Annotated in this window: 20 protein-coding genes; 14 read left to right on the forward strand and 6 right to left on the reverse strand. The window is 71.0% G+C overall.

What is annotated here, in order from left to right; all coding sequences use genetic code 11:
- Positions 1-7 precede the first annotated feature (7 nt).
- From glmU to AC3IPY_RS06745, 4 genes are all read left to right on the forward strand, one after another.
- Positions 8-1,453: a bifunctional UDP-N-acetylglucosamine diphosphorylase/glucosamine-1-phosphate N-acetyltransferase GlmU gene (gene glmU / locus AC3IPY_RS06730; RefSeq protein WP_489187557.1), complete on the forward strand. Its 1,446-nt coding sequence runs from the start codon at positions 8-10 to the stop codon at positions 1,451-1,453.
- A gap of 68 nt (positions 1,454-1,521) precedes the next feature.
- On the forward strand, positions 1,522-2,499 hold the full coding sequence (locus AC3IPY_RS06735) for a ribose-phosphate diphosphokinase (protein ID WP_489187558.1): 978 nt from the start codon (positions 1,522-1,524) through the stop codon (positions 2,497-2,499).
- Between the two features lie 6 nt (positions 2,500-2,505).
- Complete coding sequence (locus AC3IPY_RS06740; RefSeq protein WP_489187559.1) at positions 2,506-4,206, forward strand: long-chain-fatty-acid--CoA ligase; 1,701 nt, start codon at positions 2,506-2,508, stop codon at positions 4,204-4,206.
- A 20-nt stretch (positions 4,207-4,226) separates the two neighbouring features.
- Complete coding sequence (locus AC3IPY_RS06745) at positions 4,227-4,721, forward strand: hypothetical protein (protein ID WP_489187561.1); 495 nt, start codon at positions 4,227-4,229, stop codon at positions 4,719-4,721.
- 6 nt (positions 4,722-4,727) lie between these two features.
- On the opposite strand, the gene AC3IPY_RS06750 is transcribed toward AC3IPY_RS06745, so the two are convergent.
- The 4 genes from AC3IPY_RS06750 to gndA are packed head-to-tail and all read right to left on the reverse strand — an operon-like array spanning position 4,728 to position 7,225.
- On the reverse strand, positions 4,728-5,081 hold the full coding sequence (locus tag AC3IPY_RS06750) for a hypothetical protein (RefSeq protein WP_489187563.1): 354 nt from the start codon (positions 5,079-5,081) through the stop codon (positions 4,728-4,730).
- Complete coding sequence (locus AC3IPY_RS06755; protein WP_489187564.1) at positions 5,078-5,419, reverse strand: DUF202 domain-containing protein; 342 nt, start codon at positions 5,417-5,419, stop codon at positions 5,078-5,080. The genes AC3IPY_RS06750 and AC3IPY_RS06755 overlap by 4 nt, the downstream gene beginning before the upstream one ends.
- A 7-nt stretch (positions 5,420-5,426) precedes the next feature.
- A complete protein-coding gene (locus AC3IPY_RS06760; protein ID WP_489187565.1) occupies positions 5,427-5,780 on the reverse strand; it encodes a YidH family protein in 354 nt (117 codons plus the stop codon).
- 32 nt (positions 5,781-5,812) lie between these two features.
- Positions 5,813-7,225, reverse strand: coding sequence for an NADP-dependent phosphogluconate dehydrogenase (gene gndA, locus AC3IPY_RS06765; protein WP_489187566.1), 1,413 nt, complete (start codon positions 7,223-7,225; stop codon positions 5,813-5,815).
- A gap of 191 nt (positions 7,226-7,416) precedes the next feature.
- Here gndA and AC3IPY_RS06770 point away from each other — a divergent pair, with 191 nt between their 5' ends.
- From AC3IPY_RS06770 to pth, 3 genes are all read left to right on the forward strand, one after another.
- Complete coding sequence (locus AC3IPY_RS06770) at positions 7,417-7,935, forward strand: gluconokinase (protein WP_489187567.1); 519 nt, start codon at positions 7,417-7,419, stop codon at positions 7,933-7,935.
- A 194-nt stretch (positions 7,936-8,129) separates the two neighbouring features.
- Positions 8,130-8,756, forward strand: a complete 627-nt coding sequence (locus AC3IPY_RS06775) for a 50S ribosomal protein L25/general stress protein Ctc (protein ID WP_489187568.1) — start codon at positions 8,130-8,132, stop codon at positions 8,754-8,756.
- 165 nt (positions 8,757-8,921) lie between these two features.
- Complete coding sequence (gene pth / locus AC3IPY_RS06780; protein WP_489187569.1) at positions 8,922-9,506, forward strand: aminoacyl-tRNA hydrolase; 585 nt, start codon at positions 8,922-8,924, stop codon at positions 9,504-9,506.
- Between the two features lie 37 nt (positions 9,507-9,543).
- Here pth and AC3IPY_RS06785 read toward each other — a convergent pair whose 3' ends face one another.
- On the reverse strand, positions 9,544-10,275 hold the full coding sequence (locus AC3IPY_RS06785; protein WP_489187570.1) for an RNase H family protein: 732 nt from the start codon (positions 10,273-10,275) through the stop codon (positions 9,544-9,546).
- A 114-nt stretch (positions 10,276-10,389) separates the two neighbouring features.
- Here AC3IPY_RS06785 and mfd point away from each other — a divergent pair, with 114 nt between their 5' ends.
- Positions 10,390-14,085 carry a transcription-repair coupling factor gene (mfd, locus tag AC3IPY_RS06790; protein WP_489187572.1) on the forward strand — a complete coding sequence of 1,232 codons (3,696 nt, stop codon included), beginning with the start codon at positions 10,390-10,392 and terminating at the stop codon, positions 14,083-14,085.
- 82 nt (positions 14,086-14,167) lie between these two features.
- On the opposite strand, the gene AC3IPY_RS06795 is transcribed toward mfd, so the two are convergent.
- Positions 14,168-15,367, reverse strand: a complete 1,200-nt coding sequence (locus AC3IPY_RS06795) for a Na+/H+ antiporter NhaA (protein WP_489187574.1) — start codon at positions 15,365-15,367, stop codon at positions 14,168-14,170.
- Between the two features lie 172 nt (positions 15,368-15,539).
- Here AC3IPY_RS06795 and AC3IPY_RS06800 point away from each other — a divergent pair, with 172 nt between their 5' ends.
- The 6 genes from AC3IPY_RS06800 (at position 15,540) to AC3IPY_RS06825 (ending at position 21,659) form a co-directional block, all read left to right on the forward strand.
- The gene (locus AC3IPY_RS06800; RefSeq protein WP_489187575.1) at positions 15,540-16,325 is read left to right on the forward strand and encodes a MazG family protein; all 786 of its coding nucleotides are present in this window, start codon (positions 15,540-15,542) and stop codon (positions 16,323-16,325) included.
- A gap of 46 nt (positions 16,326-16,371) precedes the next feature.
- Positions 16,372-17,640 (forward strand): histidine--tRNA ligase, encoded by a 1,269-nt coding sequence (gene hisS / locus AC3IPY_RS06805; protein ID WP_489187577.1) that lies wholly within the window; start codon positions 16,372-16,374, stop codon positions 17,638-17,640.
- Positions 17,641-17,770: 130 nt separating this feature from the next.
- Entirely contained in the window at positions 17,771-19,051 is a 1,281-nt protein-coding gene (gene eno, locus AC3IPY_RS06810) for a phosphopyruvate hydratase (RefSeq protein ID WP_489187578.1), read from the forward strand.
- A gap of 102 nt (positions 19,052-19,153) precedes the next feature.
- A complete protein-coding gene (locus AC3IPY_RS06815; protein ID WP_489187579.1) occupies positions 19,154-19,840 on the forward strand; it encodes an FtsB family cell division protein in 687 nt (228 codons plus the stop codon).
- The gene (locus tag AC3IPY_RS06820) at positions 19,837-20,397 is read left to right on the forward strand and encodes a DUF501 domain-containing protein (protein WP_489187581.1); all 561 of its coding nucleotides are present in this window, start codon (positions 19,837-19,839) and stop codon (positions 20,395-20,397) included. Before AC3IPY_RS06815 ends, AC3IPY_RS06820 begins: the two co-directional genes overlap by 4 nt.
- The gene (locus AC3IPY_RS06825; RefSeq protein ID WP_489187582.1) at positions 20,394-21,659 is read left to right on the forward strand and encodes a S8 family serine peptidase; all 1,266 of its coding nucleotides are present in this window, start codon (positions 20,394-20,396) and stop codon (positions 21,657-21,659) included. Before AC3IPY_RS06820 ends, AC3IPY_RS06825 begins: the two co-directional genes overlap by 4 nt.
- Positions 21,660-21,684: the final 25 nt, after the last annotated feature.

Raw genomic sequence — 21,684 nt, forward strand, 5'->3', positions numbered from 1 at the left:
GACGCGAATGACCGATCAGAACCTCGCCATCATCGTCCTCGCCGCGGGGCAGGGCACCCGTATGAAGTCGGCCACGCCGAAGCTGCTGCACCCCCTCGCCGGGGCGCCCATCGTCGCGCACGTGCTCGCGACCGCGCGCAGTCTCGAAGCCGCCCACGTCATCGCGGTCGTGCGCCACGAACGCGACCAGGTCGCCGCGGCCGTCGAGGCCGAGCTGCCCGGTACGCTCATCGTCGATCAAGACGAGGTGCCGGGCACGGGTCGCGCGGTCGAGCAGGCGATCGACGCGCTGCCCGCCGACTTCGACGGCGAGGTGCTCGTGCTGAACGGCGACGTGCCGCTGCTGAACGCCGACACCCTCGTCGGCTTCCTCGAGCGTCACCGTGATCGCGATGCGGCGGCATCCGTGCTCTCGGCCTTCTACGACGACCCCACCGGCTACGGGCGCATCGTGCGCGACAGCGTCGGCGTGTTCGACCGCATCGTCGAGCAGAAGGACGCGAGCGACGCCGAGCGCACCATCTCCGAGATCAACGCCGGCATCTACGCGTTCGGCGCCGCGGCGCTGCGCGACCAGCTCGCGAACCTCACGACCGAGAACGCGCAGGGCGAGAAGTACCTCACCGACGTGATCCAGCTGCTGCGCACCGCCGGCTCCGAGGTCGAGGCCGTGCCCGTGACCGAGCCGTGGCTCGTGGCCGGCATCAACGACCGCGCCCAGCTCTCCGAGACGGCCGCCCGCCTGAACGCCCTCATCGTGCGCGGCTGGCAGCTGAACGGCGTGACGATCGAAGACCCGGCGACCACGTGGATCGACCTCACCGTGCGCATCGCGCCCGACGTGACCATCCGCCCCGGCACGCAGCTCAAGGGCGCCACGGTCGTCGAGACCGGGGCGCTCATCGGCCCCGACACCACGCTCACCGACTGCGAGGTCGGGGTGGGCGCCGAGGTGCGACGCACCGATGGAACGCTCGCGGTCGTCGGCGCCGGAGCCACGGTCGGCCCGTTCTCGTTCCTGCGCCCGGGCACCGTGCTCGGCGCCGACGGCAAGATCGGCGCCTTCGTCGAGACGAAGAACGCGACGATCGGCACCGGCAGCAAGGTTCCGCACCTCAGCTACGTCGGCGACGCCACGATCGGCGAGCATTCCAACATCGGCGCGGGCTCGATCTTCGCCAACTACGACGGCGTGCGCAAGCACCACTCCGAGGTCGGCTCGCATGTTCGCACCGGCTCTCACGGCGTCTTCGTCGCGCCGGTTAGGATTGGGGACGGCGCCTACACGGCCGCCGGCACCGTCGTCCGAAAAGACGTCCCGTCCGGCGCGCTCGCCGTGAACGTGGCACCGCAACGCAACATCGAGGAGTGGGTCCAGAAGCACCGGGCCGGTTCTGCGGCGGCCGACGCCGCCGAGGCCGCGCGCGAGGCATCCGGTTCCGACGCCGACTGAACACACCGCGACTGAACACACCGCGGCCGAACACACCGCGTTTGGCGCAGGTGGAGAGGACACAGCACATGTCGGGAATCGAGACCACCGGATCGAAGCGGCTCGTGCTCGTGTCGGGGCGGGCGCATCCCGCCCTCGCCGAGCAGATCGCCGAAGAACTCGGCTCGGAGCTCGTGCCCACCGATGCGCGCACCTTCGCGAACGGCGAGATCTACGCGAGGTTCGATGAGAGCGTGCGCGGGTCCGACGCCTTCGTGATCCAGTCGCACACCGCGCCGATCAACGAGTGGCTCATGGAGCAGCTCATCATGCTCGACGCGCTCAAGCGTGCGAGCGCGAAGCGCATCACGGTCGTCGCACCGTTCTACCCGTACGCGCGTCAAGACAAGAAGGGACGCGGACGCGAGCCGATCTCGGCACGCCTCGTCGCCGACCTCTTCAAGGCCGCCGGCGCCGACCGCATCATGTCGATCGACCTGCACGCCGCGCAGATCCAGGGCTTCTTCGACGGCCCCGTCGACCACCTCTTCGCCATGCCCGTGCTGCTCGAGGAGTTCAAGAACTCGCTCGACCCGTCGACGCTCACCGTCGTCTCGCCCGACATGGGTCGGGTGCGCGTCGCCGACATCTGGAGCGACAAGCTCGGCGCACCGCTCGCCATCATCCACAAGCGCCGCGACCCGCTCGTGCCGAACCAGGTCTCGGTGCACGAGATCGTCGGCGACGTCAAGGGCCGCGTGTGCCTCCTGGTCGACGACCTCATCGACACCGGCCGCACGATCGTGAAGGCCGCCGAGGCGCTGAAAGAAGCCGGTGCGACGGGCGTCGTCGTCGCCGCGACGCACGCCGTGTTCTCCAACCCGGCCACCGAGATCCTGCAGTCCGAGGTCATCGACCGCGTCGTCGTCACCGACACGCTCCCGGTTCCCGAAGAGAAGCGCTGGCCGCGCCTCACCGTGCTGCCCATCGCGCCGCTCCTCGCGCGCGCCATCCACGAGGTCTTCGAAGACGGCTCGGTGACGAGCATGTTCGACGGCGCGGCGTAGGCCGCGATGACGATCGAGACGCCACGCCCCTGGCTCGCCGGCTACGCCGACGGCGTGCCGCACGACATCGAGCAGCAGACCGACTCGCTCTACGACCTCGTGCGCGGCTCCGTCGAGGCCTACCCCGACAGCGTCGCCCTCGAGTTCTTCGACCGCACGACGACGTACCGCGAACTCGGCGCGCAGATCGAGCGCGCGGCCGAGGGCCTGCGCCTGCTCGGCGTGCAGCCGGGCGACCCGGTCGCGCTCGTGCTGCCGAACTGCCCGCAGCACATCGTCGCCTTCTACGCGGTGCTGCGCCTCGGCGGCATCGTCATCGAGCACAACCCGCTCTACACGCCGCGCGAGCTCCGCCACCAGTTCGAAGACCACGGCGCCGCCGTCGTCATCGCGTGGGACAAGGTGGTCGACACGATCCAGGCCTTCCCGGCGGATGTCTCGGTGCGCGAGATCGTCTCGGTCGACGTGACCCGGGCCATGCCGTTCGCCACCCGCGCGCTGCTGCGCCTGCCGATCGCGAAGGCGCGCGAGTCGCGCGAGGCGCTCACCACGAAGGTGCGCGGCACGACGCCGTGGCAGAAGCTCGTGGCATCCGACCCGGTCGACGCGCACATCCTCGCGCCCTCGGTCGACGACGTCGCGCTCATCCAGTACACGAGCGGCACCACCGGCAGCCCGAAGGGCGCGACGCTCACGCACGCGAACCTCGTCGCGAACGCCGCGCAGTCGCGCGCGTGGGTGCCGCAGATCGAGCGCGGCAGCGCGGTCGTGCACGCGGTGCTGCCCATGTTCCACGCCTACGGCCTCACGCTCTGCCTGACCTTCGCGATGAGCATGGGCGCGCGCCTCGTGCTGTTCCCCAAGTTCGATCCAGACCTCGTGCTGAAGTCGATCAAGCGCCGACCGCCGACCTTCCTCCCGGCGGTGCCGCCCATCTACGACCGGCTCACGAAGGCCGCCGCCGAGGCGGGCGTCTCGCTCGACGGCATCGAGATCGCGATCTCGGGCGCCATGCCGCTCTCGGCCGACGTGGTCGAACCGTGGGAGGCGGCATCCGGCGGATACCTCGTCGAGGGCTACGGCCTCAGCGAATGCTCGCCCGTGCTCATGGCCAATCCCGTCGCACCCAATCGCCGCGCCGGCACGGTCGGTCTGCCGCTGCCCTCGACCGAGGCGCGCGTCGTCGACCCCGACGATCCCCAGACGGATGTCGCGGCCGGCGCCGAGGGCGAGCTCATCGTCCGCGGCCCGCAGGTGTTCACCGGCTACTGGCAGAAGCCCGACGAGACGGCCGCGGTGTTCGTGCCCGCGACCGACGGCGGCACCGACTGGTTCCGCACCGGCGACATCGTCTCGATCGACGCCGACGGGTTCGTGCGCATCGTCGACCGCATCAAGGAGCTCATCATCACGGGCGGCTTCAACGTCGCCCCGAGCGAGGTCGAAGAGGCCCTGCTCGCGCACCCCGACGTGATCGAGGCCGCCGTCGTCGGCGTGCCCGACGAGCACTCGGGCGAGCAGGTCGTCGCGGTCGTCGTGCTCCGCGACGGCGCCGAACTCGACGAGCAGGGCATCCGCGCCGTCGCGCGCGACGGGCTCACGGCCTACAAGGTGCCCAAGCGCGTCTTCGCGACCGACGAACTGCCGCGATCGCTCATCGGCAAGGTCATCCGCCGCGAGGTGCGCAACCGCCTGCTGGCGGACTGACGCCGACGGCCGGATTCGCCATGCCGTTCCTGTCCTCGCAAGCCGCAGCCGCACTCGCGGCGCTCGCCGCCGTGGAGGCGAGCGATGAGGTCGCGCCGCTCGACCGGCTCCGAGGCATCCGCTCGCTCGTGACCGCGCTCGAGACGGAGCCCGCGACGCTCACCGCCGTACGCGACGCCGTCGCGACCGGCGCCTCATGGGAGGAGATCGCGGATGCCGCGGGCCTCAGCCCGTCGGCCGCGAAGTACCGGTGGGCCGGCGAGGACGCCGAGATCGCGGAGCGTCAGGAGGCGAGTCGTCGTCGCAAGCGCGAGCGGCCGTCGAGCGTGCCGACCGACCTGCCCGGCGAGAGCGTGTCCGAGGCCGCCAAGCGGCTCGGCGTCACGCCGCAGGCGATCTACCAGCGCGTGACGCGCGGACTCGTCGAGGCGCGCACCATCACGCTGCCCGACGGGCGCGCATACAAGCGCGTGTTCTTCGCGGATCTCTCAGACGAGGGCGCCGCGGGCGACTGACGTGGATCAGGTGGGCGTGCCGACGCCGTAGCGCGGGGCGGCCGGGAAGAGGCCGAAGTTGGCGAGGTGGCGATGGTCGCCGTTCTCCATGGTCGCGTAGCACTGCCAGCCCGGCCCGCCCGCGGCGAACAGCTCGAACGGGGCGTCGGTCGCGACCTCGCCGCGGATCGCGGCGGTCGCGAATGTCGCACACGCGGTTCGCGCCGTGGTGTTCGCCACCGAGAGGGTCGAGAGCACGATCGGGAGGACCAGGCCGGCGAGCGCCACGATCACCAGGATGCGCAGGGCGCGGTGGCGGCCCGGCCTGCGCGGCCGGTCGACCGGCTCGTAGCCCGCGAGCTCGGGGTGCTCCTCGCTCATCGGGCCGTCTCCAGGAGGAGGGACACCATGCCCGCGACCGCCGCCAGCACGACCGTCGCCGCGACGACGAGCAGCGGCCATGCCGACGGCATGACCGGTCCGCGTTCGGCCGCGAGCTCGCGTCGGCGCACCATGCCGTAGGCCGCGGCGGCGGCCGAGATCGCGAAGAGCACCACGCCGGCCGTCGCGAGCGCGGGCTGATCGGACACGAGGCCCGAGCGCAGCACGAGTACCGCGTTCACGGCGATCGCCAGCCCCGTGCGGCTCCAGGCGAGCGCGGTGCGCTCGGCCTGGAGGCCGGGGTCACGGGGCGGGAGCTCGATCGACGCGTCGGACATATCGGCCTCAGGACACGAGGATCATGACCGCGATCACCGCGGCCGCGAGCAGCGAGACGGCCGCGAGGATCGGGATGACGACGCTGCCGGGGAGCGGACGGCCGTTGCGCATCGCGATCTCGTTCGCGCGCCACCGCACGTAGGACAGCGCGCCGAGCACCGCCGCGACCACGGCGAGCCCGACCGCCAGGGCGAGCACGAGCCCGCGCGGTCCGATGGACTGCGCGAACTCGAACAGCAGCACGCCGCCCGCGAGCAGCGCCAGCGCCGTGCGGATCCACGCCAGGAAGGTGCGCTCGTTCGCGAGCGTGAACCGGTAGTCGGGTTCGTCGCCCTCGCGTCGCCACTTCGGCTGCGGCATCCGATGGTCTCTCTCTCGGCCGTGGACCGCGGCTAGTGCGTCGACGGCGTCGTGGCGATCTCGGTGCGGTCGCCCGACCACAGCGTGTGGAACACGCCCGGCTTGTCGATGCGCTTGTAGGTGTGCGCGCCGAAGAAGTCGCGCTGACCCTGCACGAGCGCGGCCGGCAGGCGGTCGGCGCGCAGGCCGTCGTAGTACGCGAGCGACGAGGCGAACGCCGGGGCGGGGATGCCGGTCTCGACCGAGCGCACGACGACGCGACGCCAGGCGGCCTGCGCGCGCGTGAACGCCTCGGCGAAGTACGGCGCCGAGAGCAGGAGCTCGAGGTTCGGGGTCTCGGCGTAGGCGTCGGCGATGCGGTTCAGGAACTGGGCTCGGATGATGCATCCGCCGCGCCAGATCTTGGAGACCGCGCCGAGATCGATGTTCCAGTCGTACTCGACGGCGCCGGCGCGGATCGCGTCGAAGCCCTGCGAGTAGGCCACGATCTTCGAGGCGTAGAGGGCCAGGCGCACGTCTTCGATGAAGGCGTCGACCTCGTCGGCCGGGATGCGCTCGGCCTCATCGGGGCCGGAGAGGCCCTTGGCGGCCGCGCGCTGCTCGGGGTGCGACGAGAGGCCGCGGGCGAACACGGCCTCGGCGATGTTCGAGACGGGCGTGCCGAGGCTGAGGGCGGTCTGCACGGTCCAGACGCCGGTGCCCTTGGAGCCGGCCTCGTCGAGGATGACGTCGACGAGCGGCGCGCCGGTCTCGGCGTCGACCTGGCGCAGCACCTCGGCGGTGATCTCGATGAGGTAGGACTCGAGCTCGCCGCGGTTCCACTCGGCGAACACGTCGGCGATCTCGGCGGGGGACTTGCCCGTGCCGCGGTGGATGAGGTCGTAGGCCTCGGCGATGAGCTGCATGTCGGCGTACTCGATGCCGTTGTGGATCATCTTGACGAAGTGGCCGGCGCCGTCGTGGCCGATGTGCGTGACGCACGGCTCGCCCTCGGCGACCGCGGCGATGGACTTGAGGATCGGGCCGAGGGTGACCCATGACTCGTCTGAGCCGCCGGGCATGATGGACGGGCCGTTGAGCGCGCCCTCCTCGCCGCCCGAGATGCCGGCGCCGACGAAGTTGATGCCCGTCTCGCGCACCTCGCGCTCGCGACGGATGGTGTCGGTGAACAGCGCGTTGCCGCCGTCGACGATGATGTCGCCCGGCTCGAATCGGCTCGCGAGCTCGGAGATGACGGCGTCGGTGCCCTTGCCCGCCTGCACCATGATGATCGCGGTGCGCGGCTTCGCGAGCGAGGCCACGAAGTCGTCGTAGCTCTCGGCGGCGACGAAGCCGGCCTCGGGGTGCTCGTCGACCAGCGTGCGCGTGCGCTCGGGGGAGCGGTTGAACACGGCGACGGTGTTGCCCTCGCGGCTCGCCAGGTTGCGGGCGAGGTTCGACCCCATAACCGCGAGTCCGACGACGCCGATGTTTGCTGATCCGGTTGCAGGCACGAACACACTCCTCGTGAGATTTCTGGGGGTCGACTCAAGCGTACTGTGAGGCGGCCTCACCGTTGCACGGTGTTGCTGAGAGGGCGGCCGACAGCACGCGCTGGCTAGGCTGGTGCCGACCGAATCAGGCGAATGGAGATCCGATGGCGAGCTCGCCCATCGTCGTCGTCATGGGCGTCTCCGGGTCCGGCAAGTCGACGATCGGCGTGCTCGTGGCGAACGAACTCGGTGTGCCATTCGTCGACGCCGACGACCTGCATCCGCTCGCGAACATCGAGAAGATGGCCTCGGGCGTGCCACTCGACGACGACGACCGGCGGCCCTGGCTCGAGACCGTCGGATCGACGCTCGCCGAGGCGGCGCGCACGGGAACAGGCCTCGTCATCGCCTGCTCCGCGCTGAAGCGCGCGTATCGAGACGCGATCCTCGCAGAGGCGCCTTCGACACGGTTCCTGCACCTGCACGGCAGCCGCGAGGTGCTCGCCGCCCGCACCGAGGGCCGCACCGGACACTTCATGCCGGCGAGTCTCCTGGATTCGCAACTCGCGAGCCTCGAGCCGCTCGAGCCCGACGAGCCGGGAATCGTCGTCGACGTCGCCGGCCCGGTCGAGACGCTCGTCGAACAGGCGGCCGCGCAGTTGGCTGCTAGACTGGGCGATTGAACTTCGGCGAGGGAGGCCCGCAGCGCGAGAGATCGCGCACGAGGCATCCGTGATCGACGCGGTGGGAGCTGGCTCCACGGCTATTCCTCACGCATCCGCGCATCTTGCATGCCGCGCGTTCGAGTTGAAGACATCAGACACACGATCTGGGCCGCCGCGCCGACAAAGCCGGGCCCCCACCAAGGAGACACATCATGGCTGAAGACAACAAGGTCGTCGCGGAGCTCCGCGACTCGTTCGGCAAGGGCGCTGCCCGCAAGATCCGCGCCGTGGGCAAGATCCCCGCCGTCATCTACGGCCACGGCACCGACCCGCAGCACGTCACGCTGCCCGGCCACCAGGTGCAGCTGCTCATCCGCAAGGCGAACGCGGTGCTCGACCTCCAGATCGAGGGCAAGAGCCAGCTCGCGCTCGTCAAGGACGTCCAGAAGGACCCCGTGCACCAGGTCATCGAGCACCTCGACCTCATCGTCATCAAGAAGGGCGAGAAGGTCCAGGTCGAGATCCCCGTGCACGTCGAGGGCGAGACCGCCGCCGGCACCATCGCCGACCTCGACTCGCACACCCTCCTGCTCGAGGTCGAGGCGACCCACATCCCCGAGAGCGTCGTCGTCTCGGTCGAGGGCCTCGAAGAGGGCGCCCAGATCCACGCCAAGGACGTCGAGCTGCCCAAGGGCGCCACGCTCATCACCGACGGCGACTCGCTCATCGTCAACGTGCACACCCCGCAGAAGGCCGACCTCGGCGAAGAGGCCGAGGCAGCCGAGGGCGAGGCCGTCGAGGCCGCCGAGGCTCCCGCCGAAGAGGCCGCCGCGGAGTAGTCCCAGCCCACGCACGGCGATCGGGCCTGCGGCACCGCATCCGGGTACGCTCGGATGCGGGCCGCGGGCCCGTTCCGCACACGCCCGTCCTGTTCTGCACACGAGAGGAGCGACCCAGTGGGCTTCCTCGATCTCTTCAGATCCCGTCCGAAAGGCGAGCACACCGTGGCCGCGAACACCTGGCTCGTCGTGGGCCTCGGCAATCCCGGCGCGCAGTATGCGGCGAACCGGCACAACGTCGGCCAGATGGTCGCAGACGAGCTCGCCTCGCGCTTCGGCGCGACCTTCAAGACCCACAAGACGCCCTCGCGCGTCGCCGAGGGGTTCCTTCGACCCGGCGGCCCGAAGCTCGTGATCGCCAAGTCGAACAGCTACATGAACACGTCGGGCGGCCCGGTCTCGGCGCTGCTGAAGTTCTACGGCCTCGGGCCCGACCGGCTCATCGTCGTGCACGACGAACTCGACATCCCCTTCGACACCGTTCGGCTGAAGGCCGGCGGCGGGCACGGCGGGCACAACGGCCTCCGCGACATCCTGAAGGCCACCGACAACGCCGACTTCACGCGCGTGCGCGTCGGCGTCGGCCGCCCTCCCGGTCGGCAGGACGCCGCCGACTTCGTGCTGAAAGACTTCTCGGGCACCGAGCGGGCGACCCTGCCCAACCTCATCTCCGACGCTGCCGACGCCGTCGAGGCCATCGCCGATCTCGGGCTCGTCGCTGCGCAGCAGAGGTTCCACTCGCCGGCCTGAGTCGGCGGCGGGCGCTCGTCGCTCCCGCGCGTGCGCCTCAGATCAGGCCGCGCAGGTACTCCTCGGGCGAGATGCCGGCCGCGCGCGCGAGCTGCAGGAGGCGGTCGTGCTCCTCGGTGGAGAGCTCCACCGTGAGCTGATGCCAGGCGTCGGGCGCGTCGTCGAGCGAGAAGAGCGCGTCGTCCTCGCCGAGGCCGGGGGCGGATGCCGCGTCGACATCGAGTTCGATGACGTCGGCTTCGACATCCGGGCCGACGGATGCCTCGACGCGGGCTGCGACCTCCGTCGTCGTCTGCGCAGCGCCGTGCTCGTCGACCCAGCCCGGACCGGACGGGATCGGGCCGCCGCTGCGGTAGGCCTCGGCGACCGTTCGCGCGCGGATGTCGGCCGCCTCGTTCATGGGATGCCCGACGTGGCCCTTGACCCACTCGAAGCGGTAGCGCCGGCCGGCGAGCTCCTCGTCGAGCTCCTTCAGCAGTTCGACGTTGAGCACGGGCTTGCCGTCGGCCTTGCGCCAGCCCTTGCGCTTCCAGCCCTGCATCCACTTCGTGATGCAGTTGATGACGTACTGGCTGTCGCAGAGCACGAGGAGCTCGTCGTCGAGGTGCGACGTGGCGCGGAACAGCTCGAGCACCGCGCGCAGCTCGCCCTGGTTGTTGGTCGCGTGCTTCCAGCCGCCGGCGGCCCAGCGGTCGTCGTCGACGTACCAGGCCCACCCGGCGGGGCCGGGGTTCCCGAGTGCGGATCCGTCGGCGGCGGCAGTGATCACGGGTCTCCTCGGGCTTGCGGTGTGCGGCACCGTCGTGTCGGGTGCGCGGCGCCCATCGTATCGGGCGCCGCCGACGGACGTGGTCGTGTCGGTGGCCGCGCGTAGACTCGCGTGGTGATCCTGCAGGGCTTGAACACGGCGCTCTCGCGCGCCTCGACGATCGACGCTGCGCTGGCCGAGGCCCTGCGCAACGCCGACTTCTCCGCGCCCGAGGGGGTCGATGCGCCCCTGCTCGCGGGCCTGCTCTCGCGGCGGGCCGACGCGGGCCTCGCGCCGGCACTGCTCGTGATCACGGCGACGAGCCGAGAGGGCGAACAGGTGCGCGCCTCGATCGAGCCGTACCTCGACGAGGTCGAGGTGCTCGAGTTCCCCGCCTGGGAGACGCTGCCGCACGAGCGCCTCAGCCCGTCGGCCGAGACGGTCGGGCGGCGACTGCACGCGCTCCGGCGCATGCACGACTGGCAGCACGACGGGTCGCGGCATCCGCTCGTCGTGGTCGCCTCGGTGCGCGCGGCGCTGCAGCCGCTCGCCGACAACCTCACCGACCTCGAGCCGATCGAGCTCGTCGCCGGCGGCCGGGGCCACGACCTGTCCGCGATCTCGCGCACGCTCGTCGACCTCGCCTACGCCCGGGTCGACATGGTCTCCCGGCGCGGCGAGTTCGCGCTCCGCGGCGGCATCCTCGACGTCTTCCCGCCGACCGCCGACCACCCCGTGCGCGTCGAGTTCTTCGGCGACGAGGTCGAGGAGCTGCGCGCCTTCTCGGTCGCCGACCAGCGGTCGCTGCCAGAGGTCGTCGAGCGCGTGGTGCTCGCGCCGAGCCGCGAACTGCTGCTCACACCATCGGTGCGTCAGCGCGCCCGCGAGATGGTGCACGAGTTCCCGAGCCTGTCGGGCATGCTCGAGAAGGTCGCCGAGGGCATCCCCGTCGAGGGCATGGAGTCGCTGGCCCCCGCCCTGCTCGACCGGCTCGTGCCGTTCGCCCACTACCTGCCGCTCGGTGCGGCCGTCGCCGTGCTGCAGCCCGAGCGCGTCACGGGTCGCGCCGCGAGCCTCGCCGAGACGAACCGCGAGTTCCTGGGCGCCGCCTGGAGTGCCGCCACGGTGGGTGCCGATGCCCCCATCGACCTGGCCGCGGGCGACTTCCTCACGCTGCGCGAGTTCCGCGACGCGACGCTCTTCAGCGCGCCGGGCGAACCCGATCCCAAGCGCGTCTGGTGGACCTTCTCGAACTTCGACATCGGCGATGCGGCCTCCGTCGTCGCGGCCGCGGGCGACGGCGAAGGCGCCGATCTCGCCGCGAGCGTCGCGTCCGACTACGTCCGCGTCGCCGCCACGGCCATGCCGACCTTCGCCGGCAACGTCGCCGGGGCCATCGATCACGTCGCCGAGCGCCTGCGAGACGGCTGGAGCCTCGTCGTGGCATCCGCCGGTCACGGTCTCGTCGAGCGTGCACGCGACGTGCTCGCCGAGGCCGGCCTCGCCGCCCGCATCGTCGAGACGGTGCCGGCCGACCTCGAAGCCGGCGTCGCGTACCTCGTGCAGGCCGGCGCGGCCAGGGGCTTCGAGGTGCCCGAGGTCAAGCTCGGCCTGCTCTCCGAGACCGAGTTCTACGGGCGCGCCGTCGGCTACGACACGCGCCGCAACACCAAGCTCGCGTCCAGGCGGCGCAACGTCGTCGACCCGCTGCAGCTCAAGGCCGGCGACTTCGTCGTGCACCAGACGCACGGCATCGGCCGGTTCGTCGAGATGGTGCAGCGCGAGGTCGCCACCGGCTCCCGGCCCACGGGGCCGAGTCGCAGGGCCGGCATCGCCCAGCAGCCCAAGGCCGTTCGCGAGTACCTCGTCATCGAGTACGCGCCCTCCAAGCGCGGGCAGGCGGGCGACCGCCTCTTCGTGCCGACCGACCAGCTCGACCTGCTCAGCCGCTACGTCGGCGGCGAGGCGCCCTCGCTCTCGAAGATGGGCGGCAGCGACTGGGCCCAGGCCAAGGGTCGCGCCCGCAAGGCCGTGCGAGACATCGCCGTCGAACTCGTGAAGCTCTACTCGGCGCGCATGGCGGCCAAGGGTCACGCGTTCGGCCCCGACACTCCGTGGCAGCACGAGCTCGAAGAGGCCTTCCCGTTCGTCGAGACGCCCGACCAGGTGCAGACCATCGACGAGATCAAGGCCGACATGGAACGGCCCATCCCCATGGACCGCCTGCTCGCCGGCGACGTCGGCTTCGGCAAGACCGAGGTCGCCGTGCGCGCCGCGTTCAAGGCGATCCAGGACGGCAAGCAGGTCGCGATGCTCGTGCCGACCACCCTGCTCGTCAAGCAGCACCTCGAGACGTTCACCGAGCGCTTCGCGGGTTTCCCGGTGCACGTGCGCGCGCTCAGCCGCTTCCAGACCGACAAAGAGGCCCGCGAGACCATCGCGGGGCTGACCGACGGCACCGTCGACATGGTCATCGGCACCCACCGCATCCTCACCGAGAAGGTCATGTTCAAAGACGTCGGCCTCGTCATCATCGACGAGGAGCAGCGCTTCGGCGTCGAGCACAAGGACGCGCTCAAGAAGCTCAAGACCAACGTCGACATCCTCGCCATGAGCGCGACGCCGATCCCGCGCTCGCTCGAGATGGCCGTCACCGGCATCCGCGAGATGTCCACCCTCGCGACCCCGCCAGAAGACCGGCATCCGATCCTCACCTACGTCGGCCCGTACTCCGAGCAGCAGGTCGGTGCGGCCATCAGGCGCGAGATGCTCCGCGAGGGCCAGGTGTTCTTCGTGCACAACCGGGTCTCCTCCATCAACCGGGTCGCGGCTCAGCTCTCCGAGCTCGTGCCGGAGGCGCGCATCGCGGTCGCCCACGGGCAGCTCAACGAGCATGTGCTCGAGCAGATCGTGAACGACTTCTGGGAGCGCAAGTTCGACGTGCTCGTCTCGACGACCATCATCGAGACCGGCCTCGACATCTCCAACGCGAACACGATCATCATCGACCGCGCCGACAAGTACGGTCTCTCGCAGCTGCACCAGCTGCGCGGCCGCGTCGGCCGCGGCCGCGAGCGCGCCTACGCGTACTTCCTCTGGGACCCGGCCAAGCCGCTCAGCGAGACGGCGCACGACCGGCTCTCGACGATCGCCGCCAACAACGACCTCGGCTCCGGCATGCAGGTCGCCCTGAAAGACCTCGAGATCCGTGGTGCAGGCAACCTGCTCGGCGCCGAGCAGGCCGGGCACATCGCCGGCGTCGGCTTCGACCTGTACCTGCGCATGATCGGCGAGGCCGTCTCGGCGTTCCGCGGCGACGTGGCCGAGGGGCAGACCGAGCTCCGGCTCGAGCTGCCCATCGACGCGCACATCCCCGAGGACTACGTCGACTCGGAGCGGCTGCGCCTCGAGGCCTACCAGAAGCTCTCGGCCGCGAGCGGCCCGGCCGCGAAGGAGGGGCAGATCGACCTCGTCGTCGACGAGCTGGCCGATCGGTACGGCACCCCGCCCGACGCGGTCGAGCACCTCGTGGCCGTCTCGCGCCTGCGCCGTCAGGCGCAGCTCGCCGGGCTCTCCGACGTCATCGCGACGGGCTCCAAGCTCCGCCTCGCACCCGCGAACATCCCCGACTCGCGTCGCGTGCGCCTCGAGCGCATGTACCCGGGCGCGAAGCACTTCGCGCAGAACGACGTCATCCTCGTGCCGTTCCCGACCCCGGGCGGCGAGGCTCCGGGCGATGCCGATCTCATCGAGTGGGTGTCCCGGCTCATCGCGAACATCTTCCCGCTGCCCGAGCCGAGCGTCGAGGCGGCGGCTGCCGGCACGGCCTGAGTCGTGACATCCGCACGGCCTGAGTCGTGGCATCCGCACGGCCTGAGTCGTGGCATCCGCACCCGGATGAGGTCCCGGCGGGTCAGCGCGAGAACGGCCCGCCGGGCCCGCTGAGCGCGCCCTTGCGACGGTACTGCCGCGAACGAATGGTCACCGCGATCGCCGAGCACACGATCGCGATGCCCGAACCGAGCAGCACGGCGAGCGTGCCCTCGTCGGCGACCTCGGGAAGGCCGTCGAATGCGAGCTCGTTCATGAGCAGCGAGACCGTGAAGCCGATGCCGCCGAGTGTGCCGACCATGACGAGGTCGCCGATCTTGAGGGGCGACCCCGTTCGGCGCCGCACGAGCAGCACGCCGAGACCGCCGATCAGCACGATGCCGATGATCTTGCCGACCGGCAGGCCCACGAGGATGCCCCAGAACGCCGGGTCGAGCTCGCTCGGACTGACCTGCGGCACCGGCACCATCGCCGCCGAGAGTGCGAACAGCGGCAGGATGACGCCGTTCGAGAACGGCTCGAGCCCGTGCACCGCGCGCCCGCCGGGGCGCCTGGCCATGACGAAGCCGAGGGCGACGCCCGCGATCGTCGCGTGCACGCCCGACTGGTAGATGAAGTACCAGCTGAGCGCGGCGAGCACCCACATCACGAGCACGATCGGCCACTGCGGCCTGCGGGCGAGGATCCACGCCGAACGCGGCTTCAACATGCGGCTGAACGCCCCGAACAGCGTGATCGTGATCACGCCGAACCCGATGAAGGCCAGGTTCGCGTCGTCGGTGAAGAAGAACGCGATGATGAGGATCGCGATCAGGTCGTCGAGCACGGCGAGCGCGAGCAGGAACACCCGCACGCGGGTCGGGATGAACCGGCCGAAGACGGCGAGCACGCCGAGGGCGAACGCGATGTCGGTCGCGGTCGGGATGGGCCATCCGTCGACCGTGTCGGTGCCGGCGGTGAACGCGATGAAGATGAGCGCGGGCACGAGCACGCCGCCGATCGCGGCGACGGCGGGCAGCATCGCCTTGGAGAGCGAGTTGAGCTCGCCGATGACGAGTTCGCGCTTGAGCTCGACGGCGACGATGAAGAAGAAGACGGCGAGCAGGCCGTCGCTGATCCAGTGCGCGATCGAGAGGTCGAGGCCGAGCCACGGGATGTCGAGGTGCGCGGTGTTCAGCTCGATCAGTGCGGGGCCGAACGAGAGGTTCGCGAGCACGAGTCCGAGCACGGCGGCGATGAGCAGCAGCACGGCTGACCAGCGCTCGGATCGAAGGAAGTTCACGGGCACTCCGTTCATCGAGTGCGACGTCGTTCGCGGCTGGCCGCGGGGTTCCGGCGTCGACGGGGCGGTTGCGGCGGTCTCCCGCCGGCCGACCAGACTTCCCGGCACCCCTCCCGGAATACTACTGGTCGACCCGCTCGCCACCGGCAGCCGCGCCTCGTAGGCTGGCCCGATGACGCGCACAACCGGCGACGGCGGGTCGCACCCCGGGCTCGACGAACTCATCGACACGGTCGCGCTGCTGCGGGCGCCCGGCGGCTGCCCATGGGATGCCGACCAGACGCACGAGAGCCTCGTGCAGTACCTCGTCGAGGAGAGCTGGGAGCTCATCGACGCCATCGAGTCGGGCGACCGCGCCGAGATGATCGAGGAGCTCGGCGACGTGCTCTACCAGGTGCTCTTCCACGCCGACATCGCCGCGCACACCGACGGCGAGCGCTTCGACATCGACGACGTCGCGCGCCACATGACGGCCAAGATGGTCTCGCGGCATCCGCATGTCTTCGGCGATCGCGAGGCGTCCACGGCCGAAGACGTCGTGGCGTTCTGGGAGGACCTCAAGGCCGACGAGAAGCCGCACCGCACGAGCGTGCTCGACGGCGTGCCGCGCGGCATGCCCGCGCTCGCCCTCGCACAGAAACTGCTGGGCAAGGCCGAGAAGATCGGCGTCGGCGTCGGCGTCGGCGTCGGCGTCGCGGGCGTGAGCCGAGCGGATGCCGCGGGGCCGGCGGATGCCTCGGGGCCGGCGGATGCCTCGGGGCGGGCGGATGCCTCGACCCGGCCGGATGTCGCGGTGTCTCCGCCCACCGAGGCCGAACTCGGCCGCCTGCTGTTCGAGCTCGCGGCATCCGCTCGTGCACAGGGGCTGGATGCGGAGCGGGCGCTGCGCGTCGCGCTGCGCGGCTTCGAGGACGAGGTGCGCGAGGCCGAGCGGGCGCGGGCCGCGGCGGGGGAGTAGGCCGGGCGTACCGGCGGACCCGACCCGTGCTGGAAGAATGGTCGGCATGGCTGCATCCGTCACTCCTCCGCGCGGCATGCGCGACTTCCTCCCGGCCGAGAAGGCGCGTCGCGAGCACGCGCTCGGCGTGATCCGCGGGGTCTACGCGTCGCACGGCTTCGACGAGATCGAGACGCCCGTCATGGAGGACGCCTCGCGCCTGCACGCCGGCCTCGGCGGCGACAACGAGAAGCTCGCGTTCGCGGTCATGAAGCGCGGCATCACGGCCGACGACCTGACGGCGGCCGCGGCATCCGGCGATGCGCTCTCGCTCGCCGACCTCGGCCTGCGCTACGACCTGACCGTGCCGCTCGCCCGGTTCTACGCGACGCACCGCGCGGCGCTGCCCCCGGTGTTCCGCTCGATCCAGATCGCGCCCGTGTGGCGCGCCGAGCGGCCGCAGAAGGGCCGGTACCGCCAGTTCGTGCAGTGCGACATCGACATCATCGGCGAGGCCGGCGCGCTCGCCGAGCTCGAGCTGCTCACCGCGACCGTGGCCGCGCTCGACGCGCTCGGCCTCGGCGGCTGCACCATCCGCCTCAACGACCGACGCGTGCTGGCCGGCATCCTCGCCTCGTGGGGCGTGGCCGACGAGCTGCGCGAGCGCGCCCTGATCACGATCGACAAGCTCGACAAGATCGGCACCGGGGGAGTGGCGGCGGAGCTCCGCGAACTCGGCATCGTCTCCGAGGGGGCGGATGTCGCGGCCGAACTCGAGGCGCTGACGGCGGCCGACTGGCGCCTGGCCGAAGGCGTCGTGCCGCCGCCCTCGTGGCTGGACCTCGAGGCGTACGCCGACCTGCTCGCGCTGCGCGAGGCCCTGCCCGACGCGGCCATCGAGTTCGACCCCACCCTCGTGCGCGGCATGGGCTACTACACGGGCACGATCTTCGAGATCGCGCACCCCGACTTCGGCTACTCGCTCGGCGGCGGCGGACGCTACGACGGCATGATCGGCCGGTTCCTCGGTCAGGACGTGCCCGCCTGCGGCTTCTCCATCGGGTTCGAGCGCATCGTCGACCTGCTCGCGGTGCGCGACGAGGGGCGGCCCCGCGCGGTCGTGCTCGTCTACGATCCCGTCGTCGAGCCCGCCACGCTGCTGAAGCTCAAGCACGAACTCGTGGCATCCGGAACCCGGGTGCGCTTCGAGCGCCGCGTGAAGAACGCGCGCGCCCTCTTCGAGCGCGTCACGGCCGACGGGTTCGACGCCGTGGCCAACGTGACCGCCGAGACGACGGATGCCGCGTCGCTGAGCTTCCGCGACCTCGGCGCCTGACCGACCCGCTGCCGGGTCGGTCATGCGACCGACCGGCCGTGGCTGAGGGCCGGTCATGAGCATCACTAGACTTGCCTGCGGATCACGACGGAGTCGTCCACCGCACACACCCATCACAGAGGAGTTCACTGTGGCATTCATCGAAGCAGTAGGCGCACGCGAGATCCTGGACTCTCGCGGCAACCCGACCGTCGAGGTCGAGGTGCTCCTCGACGACGGCTCCCTCGCCCGCGCGGCGGTGCCCTCGGGCGCCTCGACCGGCGCGTTCGAAGCGTACGAACTGCGCGACGGCGACAACGACCGCTACCTCGGCAAGGGCGTGCAGAAGGCCGTCGACGCCGTGCTCGACGACCTCGGCCCCGCCATCGAAGACCTCGACGCGAGCGACCAGCGCCTCGTCGACGCCGCCCTCATCGAGGCCGACGGCACCGAGAACAAGAGCCGCCTCGGCGCCAACGCGATCCTCGGCGTGAGCCTCGCGGTCGCCAAGGCCGCGGCCGACTCGGCCGACCTGCCGCTGTTCCGCTACCTCGGCGGCCCGAACGCGCATGTGCTGCCCGTGCCGATGATGAACATCATCAACGGCGGCGCGCACGCCGACACCGGCGTCGACATCCAGGAGTTCATGGTGCTGCCGATCGGCGCGCCCACCTACTCCGAGGGCCTGCGCTGGGGCGTCGAGACCTACCACGCGCTGAAGAGCCTGCTGAAGTCGAAGGGCCTCTCCACGGGCCTCGGCGACGAGGGCGGCTTCGCCCCCGACTTCGCGCACAACCGCGCGGCGCTCGACTTCATCTCCGAGGCGATCGGCAAGGCCGGCTTCACGCTCGGCACCGACATCGCACTCGGCCTCGACGTGGCCGCCACCGAGTTCTTCGCGAACGGCGTCTACACGTTCGAGGGCAAGGAGCGCACCGCGGCAGAGATGAACGCGTACTACGCCGAGCTCGCCGAGGCGTACCCGCTCATCTCGATCGAGGACCCGCTGGCCGAAGACGACTGGGAGGGCTGGGCCGACCTCACCGCGAGCCTCGGCAGCAAGCTGCAGCTCGTCGGCGACGACCTGTTCGTCACCAACCCGAAGCGCCTCGCCGACGGCATCGCCAAGCACGCGGGCAACTCGATCCTCGTCAAGGTCAACCAGATCGGCACGCTCACCGAGACGCTCGACGCGGTCAAGCTCGCGCAGCGCTCCGGCTACACGGCCGTGCTCTCGCACCGCTCGGGCGAGACTGAAGACACGACGATCGCCGACCTCGCGGTCGCGACCGACGCGGGTCAGATCAAGACGGGCGCGCCCGCCCGCAGCGAGCGCGTCGCCAAGTACAATCAGCTCCTGAGGATCGAAGAAGAACTCGGCGAGGCCGCGGTGTACGCGGGTCGCTCGGCGTTCCCCCGGTTCACGGCCTGATCGGCTCGAGCCGGTACCGACCGGCGGGGGCGGCCGCGCAGCCGTCCCCGCCGGTTCTGTTTCCAGGGAGGTTCTCGTGCCGGGAGAGCAGAGGAGGGGGCGATGACCAGGGATTCGCCGCGAGCACGCCGCCCCGCTGACCCGACGAAGGCGCCGAAGAAGCCGGCGGTCTCCAAGCCGGCCGTGTCGAAGCCGGCCGCGTCCAAGCCGGCCGTGTCGAAGCCGGCCGCGTCGAAGCCCGCCGTGTCGAAGTCCACGGCGAAGACGTCCACGACGGCGAAGCCGGCGTCGAAGAAGGCAGCGACGTCCAAGTCCGTCGCGTCCTCCGCCGGGGGCGGACGCCCGCCACGACGACCCGCTCAGGCCTCCTCGGGGTGGCTCGGCGGCATCCGATTCTCAGGTTTCTCGCTCATCATGATGGGGGTCCTCGTGCTCGCGGTCGTGGTGCTCGCACCGACGGTCGCGTCGTTCGCCGAGCAGCGGGCGAAGATCGCCGCCCTGCGGGCGGACGTCTCGGCGCAGGAATCCGAGGTGCAGCGCCTGCGAGACGAGCGCGAGCGCTGGAACGACGAGACGTTCATCACGACCCAGGCGCGCGAGCGGCTGACGTACGTGATGCCGGGCGAGGTGAGCTACCTCGTGATCGACGACCGCGCAGAGACCGCGAAGACGGATGCCTCGACCGAGGTCTCCGCTGATGTGACCGAATCGAAGGGGGACTGGATGAGCACCATCCTCTCCTCCGTGCTGACCGCGGGCCTCGCGCCCGCCGCTGGAGACGCCCCATGACCCGACCGCCGTTCGAACCCGTGAGCGAGCGCGACATCCGCATCGTGTCGGCGCAGCTGGGTCGTCAGGCGCGCGACGTGGTGGGCATCCCGGCGCGATGCGTGTGCGGTGCCCCGACGGTCGTCGCGACGGCGCCCCGGCTCGCCGACGGCACGCCGTTCCCCACGTTCTACTACCTCTCGCACCCGGCGGCCACGGCGGCGATGAGCTTCCTCGAGGCGGCGCAGCTCATGGTCGAGTGCAACGAACTGCTCGCCGAAGATCCCGAGGTCGCCGCGCAGTACGCCAGAGCCCACCGCGACTACCTCGACGATCGCGAGACGTTCGGCCTCGTGCCCGAGCTCGCGGGCATCTCCGCGGGCGGCATGCCCACGCGCGTGAAATGCCTGCACGCCGTCGTCGCGCATTCCCTGTCGGCCGGACCGGGCGCCAACCCCATGGGCGATCTCGCGCTCGAGCGGTCCACCTGGTCGCCCGACGTCTGCCAGTGTCCCGACTACGGCGTGGACGAGTCCGGCGTCGAAGAGTCCGGCAGCGAAGAGCCCGGCGTCGCGTGAAGCTTCGCACCACGCTCCCGAAGGCCGTCGCCGCGCTCGCGGTCGGCGTGGTCGTGGCGCTCGCGGGCGCGACGGCGGCGCATGCCGACACGGTGCGCGACTACCAGTACTGGCTGGCCGACTACGGCTTCACGACGGCGTGGAACACCACGAAGGGCAAGGGCGTGACGGTCGCCGTCATCGACACCGGGGTCAACGGCAACGTCGCCGAGCTGCGCGGGGTCGTCAAGGGCGGCACGGATGTCTCGGGCCTCGGTTCACCCGACGGCCAGACCCCAGTCGGCGAGAACGACACCCACGGCACCATGGTGGCCTCCCTCCTGGCCGGGCGCGGCACCGGACCGGGCAACGGCGTCATCGGCGTCGCGCCCGAGGCCGACCTGCTCACGGTGTCGGTCGCGTTCGGCACCGAGACCGGTGCGACCAAGTCGAACGACGACCAGATCGCCGAGGCCGTGAAGTGGGCCGTCGACAACGGCGCAGACGTCATCAACATGTCGCTCACGCGCAACACCCGCGACTGGCCCGAGAGCTGGGACGACGCGTTCACCTACGCGTTCGAGCACGACGTCGTCGTCGTGGCCGCGGCCGGCAACCGCGGCAGCGGCACGAGCGAGGTCGGCGCGCCGGCGACGATCCCCGGCGTGCTCGCGGTCGCCGGCGTCGACAAGGACAAGAACGCGAGCTTCGACGCGAGCTCGCAGGGCATCACGCTCGCCGTCGCGGCGCCGAGCGAGAACCTGGTCGGGGTGGCGCCCGACGGCTCGTACAAGGTGTGGAGCGGCACGAGCGGTGCGGCGCCGCTCGTGTCGGGGCTCGTGGCGCTCGTGCGTGCGGAATACCCCGACCTCGACGCCGCGAACGTGATCGAGCGCGTCATCAAGACGGCGGACCCGCACGGGCACGAGGTGCCCGACCCGCTGTACGGCTGGGGGCTCATCGACCCGGTTCCGGCGCTCACGGCGACCGTCGAACCCGTCACCGAGAACCCGCTCGGCAGCCTCGCGGAGTGGATCACCCTGCATCGGCGAGCGGATGCCCCGGTGAGCACCGACCCCGCAGAAGAGCAGGAGATCGTGCCGATCGCCGACCCGCCCCCGCCGCACGACGTCGACGCGCAGACGCTGCTGCCGACTCCGTGGACGCTGGCCTACATCACCCTGCCGCTCTCACTGGTCGCGGGATTTGGTACGCTAGCAGCGCTGTTGGGCATCGGTGCCGCTCGGCATACCAGGCGGATGGCTCGAAAACACGAGCTGTGATCGCCATCACCCAGAACTGAGGAGT

It is taken from the genome of Agromyces sp. GL_144 (genome assembly GCF_057834305.1).